General features: G+C 60.1%; 3 protein-coding genes. All 3 read right to left on the minus strand.

All coding sequences use genetic code 11. The features are described 5' to 3' along the window. Positions 1-48 precede the first annotated feature (48 nt). The 3 genes from recD to recC are packed head-to-tail and all read right to left on the minus strand — an operon-like array spanning position 49 to position 9,292. Positions 49-2,157: an exodeoxyribonuclease V subunit alpha gene (gene recD, locus BK660_RS28595; RefSeq protein WP_123436183.1), complete on the minus strand. Its 2,109-nt coding sequence runs from the start codon at positions 2,155-2,157 to the stop codon at positions 49-51. Continuing rightward, positions 2,154-5,843, minus strand: a complete 3,690-nt coding sequence (gene recB / locus BK660_RS28600) for an exodeoxyribonuclease V subunit beta (RefSeq protein WP_123436184.1) — start codon at positions 5,841-5,843, stop codon at positions 2,154-2,156. Before recB ends, recD begins: the two co-directional genes overlap by 4 nt. Continuing rightward, entirely contained in the window at positions 5,840-9,292 is a 3,453-nt protein-coding gene (gene recC / locus BK660_RS28605; RefSeq protein WP_123436185.1) for an exodeoxyribonuclease V subunit gamma, read from the minus strand. Before recC ends, recB begins: the two co-directional genes overlap by 4 nt. Between the last annotated feature and the right edge of the window lie 165 nt (positions 9,293-9,457).

A 9,457-nucleotide genomic window follows, 5' to 3' on the forward strand; every position in this document is an offset into this window, starting at 1 on the left:
GCGTACTACGGCGCTTTGGACGGTTTTTTGGCGCCGGAAACTCGCACCTCAATCGCTCGGTGTAACCCCTTCTTCCAGCTCCAGCATCAACCCGCTCAAGCGCTTGACCTTGCGCCGAACAGCTTCTTCAAATACACCGGCGCGAGGTTCGATCAAGGTGAACCAATGCTTGGCCCGGGTGATCCCGGTGTAGATCAGTTCCTTCGTGAGCACAGGGTTCAAGGCGTCCGGCAGAATCAGCGCCGTGTGGGCAAATTCCGAGCCTTGGGATTTGTGCACGGTCATGGCGTAGACGGTTTCGACATCGTTGAGCCGGCTCGGCAGAACAAAGCGCACGCCGCCCTGACCATCATTTCGCGGAAACGCCACGCGCAGCACCTGCTTGCCTGCGTCGGGTCCATCACGCTCCGGCAGTTTGAGGGCAATGCCGATGTCACCGTTCATCAACCCCAGGCCATAGTCGTTGCGGGTCATCAACACCGGTCGACCTTCGTACCACTGCTGATCGCTGTCGATCAATCGAGCCTTGAGCAACGCGGTAGTCACTCGCTGGTTCAACCCTTCCACGCCCCAGGGTCCCTTGCGCACGGCGCACAGCAATTGGAAAGCGTCGAAGGCTTGCAACACCTGACGCGCCCATTCGGTCCAGCGTGGATCGTCGAGCGGGCTGTCGAGCGTTGGCCGCTGATTGCGCAGGAGACTCAAATAGTGGCGATAACCTTGCGGTCCTTCGCCATGCCCTTCCAGCAAAAGACGCTCCAGGGCCCGGTCCTGCTCCCCTTTTAGAGGCAGGGAAAACACGTCGTCGTGACTTCGTGCTGCCAACAGTTTGCGGGCATGTTCGGGTTGTTGCTGATTGACCCAGCGTGCCAGTTGACCAATGCCGCTGCCCTCGCCGAACCGCCGCGAGTGACGCAACATCACCACTTGTTGGGCCAGCGGATGAGTGCCCTGGGTGTCGGCCTGCAAACCACTGTCTTCCAGGCTTTCACCACTGACTGTTTCCAGCCACTGGCGAGTCTGCGGGCTGTACCAACCCGCCTCGGCATCCCGACACAGATCGCCCAGCACAGCACCCGCCTCTACCGAGGCCAGTTGATCCTTGTCCCCCAACAACACCAATCGCGCGTGGGCCGGCATTGCATCCAGCAGATTGGCCATCATCTCCAGGTCGATCATCGACGCTTCGTCCACCACCAGCACATCCAGCGGCAAGCGATTACCGGCGTGATGGCGGAAGTGCCGCGTACCCGGTCGACTGCCCAGCAAACGGTGAACGGTGGTGACGTCCGACGGGATCTGGCCGCGAACCGATTCGGCGACGTGCAGGGTCCGGACTTGTTGGCTGATCGACTCCGTGAGACGGGCCGCGGCTTTGCCGGTGGGTGCGGCGAGGCGGATGCGCAGCGGTTTGCCGGCTTCCACGGCGGGAGCCTGGAGCAATGCCAGCAAGCGCACGACGGTGGTGGTCTTGCCGGTGCCCGGGCCGCCGGTGACGATGCTGAAGGCACTGCGGGTCGCCAGGGCACAGGCGAGTTTCTGCCAGTCGATCACTTCACCGGTTTTGGCTGCCCCAAACAAACCGGTCAGTCGTTGGGATAAATCATCCGGTGTCGATTCGTGTTCTGCCAAGCGCAGGCGCAGGGCATCGTCGATGCGTCGTTCGTACGCCCAGTAGCGGCGCAGATACAGGCGCTTGCCGGATAAAACCAGGGGACGTGATTGCGCCGCTTCACGCCCGTCTGCGGCCAGCGCCACCAGACTGCTCGAAGCCAGCACCTTGCACCAATGGGCACCGTCCAGTGCTTCAAGCAATTGCGACGGCAACAACATCGCGCCACTGTGCACATCACCTTCAGGGGGCAGCGACAGGGCGAAATCCGGTTCTTTCAGGGTCTCGAACAGGTCCAGGCACACATGGCCGTGGCCCAGTTGGTGACTGGTCAACGCGGCCGCGAGCAGCACCAACGGATCATCGTCAGGCGCGAGTTCGTGGAGGAAGGCGACAAAGGCCTTGTCCAGCGCGCGCAACCAGCCTCGCTCTACCCAGCGCGTCAGTAACAGCAGCAGGTCATCGGCACGACTCAATGGCTCGAGATCCGCCAGGCTTTCGGCTGCCAAAGGGGTGGGCAACAAATCGGCAAAGGTGCGGCTCATAGCAGTACTCCCTGTTCCCACGCGGGCTCGGCCTTGGGTTCTGGCTTGCCCTGGAACATGCGGTCCAGTCGCTCGATCAGTTCTTTGGGTGGACGGGCGAAGTACACGCCTTGGCTGGCAGCACGCGTACCCCGCAAGAACAGGTACAGCGCACCACCGACATGCCGGTCGTAATCGTAGTCGACCAGCCGCGCCTTGAGCTGTCGGTGCAAGGCCAACAGGTACAACACGTATTGCAGGTCATAGCGGTTATCGAGAATCGACTGTTCCATGGCCTGTTCGGTGTAAGCCGCGTCGTCAACGCCCAGCCAGTTGGATTTGTAGTCGGCGACGTAATAGCGCCCCTCATGCTCGAAGGTGAGGTCGATAAAACCCTTGAACATGCCGTTGAGCAAGACCGGTTCTGCGGCCACTCGGGCAACGCCGTTGTGGGTGTGCTGGCGCACCAGTTCATCCAGTTTCAGCACGTCGACTTTATGGCTGGCGAACCAGAATTCCATCTCGACACGGTACTGGGTCAGTTGCTCGAAAATCACCGGAGCCTGCCCGCCGCCGATGTGCAGTGGGGACTTGAGCAAATGTTGCAGCCAATCGCTCAGCGTGGTGATCCAGCCTTCCCAGCCACGACGGTTGCAGCGCCGGGCAATCGCGTCTTCGACTGCTTGTGGGTTGGCGGCAAAACCTTCGTCGCCGGCCCATTCCAGCAAACCATGAAGAAAGGTGCCGGGGTTGGGGCCCCGGGGGAATCGATGGATATCTCCGCCACCGGCCGCCACTTCTCGTGGCGCTTGCGGGTCGAGGCGTTCGTCGTCGAAGAGCTTTTGCGCCTGCGGACTCTCCGGGGCTTCGTCACTGCCCACGCTCATGCTGTCGCCGATGCGCAAGGCGCTGTAGGAGGCGATCCACCAGTTTTCACTGGCTTTGCGTTTCGGGACGCGCAGCGCAAGCAAACTCGCTTGGTTTTGCGGTGGATGGTAAAGCTCGGCGGTGGCTGGCGGCATTTCCGCGTAGGTCAGCGCCGGGCAGTCCTGCTGCAAGTCTTCCAGCCAACGCTTCAGGCCTGCCGACTCGGCCAATGGCGAACCACCGCCCAACAGGTAGCCCAACGCCGACAAGTGCAGCACCGAACTGTTGTTATTGCCGCGTTTGAGATCGGTCACGCCGAGCCAGCACGCATGTTGCGCGCGAGTCAGGGCGACATACAGCAAGCGCAGATCCTCGGCCAGACGCTCATCGTCGGCCAGCGTAATCAACTCGGCAGTCGGCTTCAAACTCACCTGAGCCTTGCCGTTTTCATCGTGGTAATGCAGCGGCAAACGACTGCCATCCACCGGTTTCGCCGAGCAGATGAAGGGCAGGAACACCAAGGGATATTCAAGCCCCTTGGACTTGTGAATGGTCACGACCTTGACCAGTTGCTCGTCGCTTTCCAGGCGCAGGATCTGTTCTTCACCCGCTTGGCCGGACAACGCCAGATGCTCGGACAAGTGACGGATCAGCGCCTGCTCGCCATCGAGTTCGGCGGCGGCCTGTTGCAGCAATTCGGACAGGTGCAGCAGGTTAGTCAGTACTCGTTCGCCATCGCTGCGCGCGATCAACGCTTGCGGGAGCTGGAAGTCATGCAGCAAACGTCGCAGCATCGGCAGCACGCCTTGCTTGCGCCAGAGCTCACGATACCCACGGAATTGCATGACCCGTGCTTCCCAGGCGAGTTCGTCCCGATTCAGTCGCTCCAGTTCAGCCAGCGACAGATTAAGCGTGATGCAGGCCAGCGCCGCTCGCAGTGGTCGCTCGACGTCGGGCTCGGCACAGGCCTTGAGCCAGGTCAGCACGTCGTGAGCTTCTTGTGCAGCGAACACCGAGTCCTTGTCCGACAGATAGACGCTGCGCACACCTCGAGCCGAGAGTTCGCCGCGCACCGCTTGAGCTTCTTTGCCATCGCGGACAAGGATCGCGATATCGGCTGGCAGCAGGCCTCTGAAATCCTTTCCGTCCGCGATGAAACCCGCCCGCCCTTGTTGCCCACCATTGAGCAATGCCGTGATTTCACTGGCGCAGGCAGCGGCCAATTGTTGCCGGTACACCGCGCCGGACAGGGGCTGTTCTGCGGACAAATGCCAGATATTCAGGGACGGGACCACCTGCCCCTCTACGTGCAAAACCTCTTTACGTCCCTGGGATTCCACGGGCAGAAACGGCACCGGGTTGTCGCCGTTCTTTTCCCGAAACAGAAACGCGCCGCGCCCCGACTCACGAGACTCGGCGCGCTCGAATACATGGTTAACCGCACTGACCATGCCATGGCTGGAGCGGAAGTTGGTGCCCAGCGTATGCAGTCGACCGGTCGTGGCCTGACGGGCGCGCAGGTAGGTATAAATGTCGGCACCACGGAACGCGTAGATCGCCTGCTTCGGGTCACCGATAAGGAACAGGCCGCACTCGGGATTGTTGTCTTCGATGCGATAGATGCTTTCGAAGATCCGGTATTGCACCGGGTCGGTGTCCTGGAATTCATCGATCAACGCGACCGGGAACTGCTCCCGAATCAAGGTGGCCAGACGCTCGCCGCCCTCGGATTGCAAAGCGGCATCCAGACGCAGCAGCATGTCATCGAAGCCCATCTCGGCGCGGCGACGCTTTTCTTCTTCGAACCGCGTTCCCACCCAGTGGGCGGCGTGTTGCAGAACCGCAGCGTCGGGGGTTGGCAGTCCGTCGAGGCTGGCCTTCAGGCCGGGCATCGCGTCCAATCCTGGATGACGGGGTACTTCGCCTTTCCAGGCTTCGGCCATGCCATCCGGTGTCAAACGCGTGAAGCCGGTGCCGATGTCCAGTTGCTCGAGCGCTTCATCTTCGGCCCAGGCTTTGATTTTTTCGAACCAGGGCTCGAAGTAGCGTGCCTGCATTTTTCGACCGTCGACGCTTTTGCTCGCGACACCTTGGTGACAGATCACCAGCAACTCGTCTGCCCATTGGCGCCACGGCATCTTGAGTTCGAGCAACGCGCTTCGTCGCTCCTGCAAACATTCGCTGATCAGTTCGGCCGGCTCTTTTCCTTCAACGCTGTCACGTTCACTGGCGAACAAACCGCGCACACGTGGCAACAACGCTGCCGGTCCGCCCCAATTGCTGCGGACCCAGTTCAGTGCATCGCCTTGCATCGGGTAACAAAACAACCGCCAGTAATCGCGCAGGACTTCGCCCAGCAAATCGCTGTGATCGGTTTCCAGGGTCTGGGTAAACAGGCTGCCGCTGTCGAATGCATGTTCGCGCAGCATGCGCTGGCACCAACTGTGGATGGTCGAGACGGCCGCCTCATCCATCCATTGCGCGGCGATGTCCAGCCGGTTTGCACACCCGGACCACTGTTCTGGCAGGTACTGATCACGCAGTTCGGCAATGAGGCCATCCGGTGCAGGTGTTTCATCACGGAAGAATCGCGCGGCCTCGGCCAAACGTGTGCGGATACGTTCACGCAGCTCTTTGGTGGCGGCATCGGTGAAGGTCACGACGAGGATTTGCGGCGGCAACAGTTCACGCCCGAAACCACTCTCGTCATTGCCGTGACCGAGGACAAGGCGCAGATAAAGCGCGGAAATGGTGAAGGTCTTGCCGGTCCCGGCGCTGGCTTCGATCAGTTGGCTGCCGCGCAGTGGGAAGGCCAGTGCCAGAGGTATTTTTGTGGTCATGAACGAGCCCCCTCGCTGGTCAGTGAACGCCACGGGGCTTCAAGCATCGGTTTATACAAGGCGTTGCACCAGTCGGGGAACGTTTCGTCGGCGAGCAGTGCATCGTAGTCAGCAAACTGTCGGGTGAGTGCCGGGTTTTCGCGGCGCTCTCCGTCCGTGGTCTGGCCATCGCCTTCATAGGCTTTGCGGGCAGCGACCTCGGCTTTCAGCGGATCGGTCTGGCCAAGCCAGGCGAAGGCCGTTTTAACTGCAACCGGCAGGGGTTGACGCATGCCCGCCTGCCAGGCCTCCAGAAGATGCCCCAGAGCTTTTAGTGCGGCGCCCTTCTCCAGCGGCTCCAGCAGCAGGCTATCGTCGCTGGCCACCAGTGCGGTGGTCATCGGTATGTCGCTGGCGCAGGCAACCAGGTGATTGACCCAAGGCCTCGTCAATCGGTGCCATTTGCGGTTTTTGATTGAGCCAATGCTGTTGGGAATGGTGGTGACCGACAGCAAGCCACCGTCTGCACGCTGATGCAGACCACTGAGCCAACCTTCGAGGCGCAGTCCTTCCAGCTCAAGATTCACAGGCAAAGCGCTGGTCAGCGGTGTCGGCCATAACGCCAGGAGCTGTTGATAACGCTGCAACAGATCCGGAAGCGGTTCGATCAATTCACGCTGAAGGCATTCGCCGAATCCGGCCATGGGCAGCAGCCCACTGTTTTGCAGGCGTTTGGCCTGGTCTTCCAGTGCCCGATCGGCGTGATCGATGCGTCCCATCGCCGCTGCAAGCAAGCTGTCGCTGAGGCTGTAGCGTTGCAGCGCATCGAGGACAAAGGGTTCTTCATCGGCCAAGGGCACTTCAGCTGCTTCGAAGAACACCTTGAGTCGCTGGCTGAAAAAATGTCGCACGGGATTGCGCAGGAAGTCCTGCAATTGACCGAGGCTCAGCGGCTCCTCTTGTACGTAAGCTTCAAGTACTTCGCCTTCAGCCACCTGATGGGTGATTTGATGAAGAACCTGCCATTCATTGGCGTAGCTGAACAGCGCGTCACCCTCAAGGAAGTAACGAGCGCTGAAGGGCTGCAATGGATGTTCCTGAGTCATGGCCTCCAGCAGGCCCTCGTCCTCATCGCGCAATCGCCAGCCGCTGGCGAGATGGTCACGCAATTGGCCAATCAGCACGGAAGCCGGGCGCTCACTGTTATCCCGAATGCTTCGACCTACCCAGCTGATGTAGAGCTGATCACGTGCCGACAGCAGCGCTTCCAATAGAAGATAGCGGTCATCTTCACGACGGGATCGATCGCCAGGGCGGTAGTCACTGCCCATCAGATCGAAATCCAGCGGCGGTTGCGCACGAGGGTAGTCGCCATCGTTCATGCCCAGCAGACAGACGCGTTTGAACGGGATCGCCCGCATCGGCATCAATGTGCAGAAGTTAACGGCACCGGCCAGAAAGCGCTGGGACAGGCGGCCCTGATCCAGTCCGGCCAGCCACGCTTCCCGAACCACGGTCAGCGGCAAATCGTCGTGCAAACCGACGGATTCACAGGTGTCGAGCCAGGTTTCGCGCAGCTCTTCGAGTTGGGCCAGCAAGTAGTCGTCGTGCTCGTTGCTGGCCAGGAAGAACAGCTGCACCAATGCTTGCAAGCGAATGCCCCATTGCTTGGGCGGTGCAGGTTGAGCCAGTTCCTGATGGGCGATTTCCAACGCGTCCAGCAGGGCCACCAAAGGTCCGATGAGCGCGGCATCCAGACCGCCAATTTCGTCGTACGGCTCAATGCCTTCGCACGCAATGGCGCTGCCCACGGCATAACCCAGCAGCATCCGGCGCAGGCCGAATCGCCAACTGTTTTGCTCCAGCGCTTCAGGCAAGCCCAGCCCCGCACGCTGCTCGGCATTCATTCCCCAGCGGATGCCCGCACCTTCGATCCAGCGGTGCAGCGTCGGCAGATCACGCTCCTCGACGCCGAAGCGGGCACGTAATGCTGGAACATCCAGCAGGTCGAGGATCTCGCTAACGGGGAAACGACTGTCGGGAAGTTTGAGCAGGTGTTCGACCGCAATCAGCAGGGGATCGCGACCACGCTGGCCCTGATCCGCGAGCGTGAAGGGAATGAAACGAGGGTCGTTGCGTTCAATCTGACCGAATACGGCGCGAATATGCGGTGCATAACTGTCGATGTCCGGGACCATCACAATGATGTCGCGCGGCCTTAGATCTGGATCAGCGCTGAAGCGTGCGAGGAGCTGATCATGCAGGATCTCGACTTCACGCTGGGCACTGTGGGCGATGTGAAAACGGATCGACTCGTCTTGCTCAAGATCGACGATGGGCCAGCATTCTCGTGTTTCGCTCAGTGGGCGTAATTCGAGAATGTCGTCCTGCAATTGATTGAGCATGTTCTTTGGCTGATTGTCGCTGAACAGGTCGATGCGCCCATCACGAAATGCGGAGCTATAGCTGTTGGGATCGTCATAGCTGTCGAGAAGATTGATGTAGTCCCGTCCCTGTTTACCCCAGGCAGCGAGTAGCGGATGAGCATGCTGGTGCAGCGTTTGCGGGTCGAGTACGACGGGCATTCCGCTCTTGCGGGCCTGGCGCTTGTATTGATGCCGTAACAGGTCTTTATCGGCGACGATGTCAGCCCAATGGTAACGACATGGGTTATGCACACACAGCAGAACCTGACTGAAACGAGCCAGTCCGGCGAGTGCTTCGAGGGCTTGAGCGGGCAGCGAAGAAATCCCGAAAACGATCACCCGTGAAGGCAATCCGCTGGGGGCGACGTCGAGGCTGTTGATGCGTTCGATAAACCGTTGATGAACACCGGCACGGCTTTGCGCCATGCCTTCCTCACCCACATCCAGCAACAGCGCTCGCCATAATTCGGCCTGCCAGCAGTTGGCTGGGGCCAGTGGTTTGGCTTCGCCTCTGCCGTTGCGTAATTGGTGACGACCTTCTGCCCAGTCTTCGAGCCAGTCGGCGCGATAGACCTGGTATTGGTCAAACAAGTCTGCGAGTCGCTCAGCTAACTGGTAGCGCTTACGCAAATCAGTGTCATGGGTCAGGAAGCGCTGCAGTGGCTCAAAGTGCGGTTGGTCAATCAGTTGCGGGAGGAGGCGCATCAGACGCCAGGTCAGGGGCGCTTTATCGAGCAACGATTTGACCGGGATTTCATCCCGGCCAAGGACCATGCGATAAAGCTGCCACATGAAGCTACCGGGTAACTGCACGTCGATGGCGGCGGCAATACCGCAGCCGCCCATGTCATCCTCTTCCGGATCTTCCGCCAGGGCCAGCTTGAGCCACTGTGCGATGCCGTTGCTCTGCACCAGGGCGATTTCATTTTCCAGGGGAGCCAGCGGATAACGCCGCATTACGCTGATCACGAGGCTGCGCAGTTCATTCAGACTGTTACTTTGAACCACCATAAAAGCAGCGTTGAGGGACGTGGCGTCCGGCATAAAGGCTTCCTTGGGAAAATACAAACGCTAGGGCCGAACCTTAGCATTGTCGGGAGACTGTGACAGCCGGGAGCGGTCCGGTAATGCTGTACGAACTTTCCTGCGGACAAAACAAAACCCCTACCTGCATACGCAGATAGGGGTTTCGGAATTTAATCTTGACGA

The organism is Pseudomonas brassicacearum, from assembly GCF_003732265.1.
GTDB lineage: Bacteria > Pseudomonadota > Gammaproteobacteria > Pseudomonadales > Pseudomonadaceae > Aquipseudomonas > Aquipseudomonas brassicacearum_D.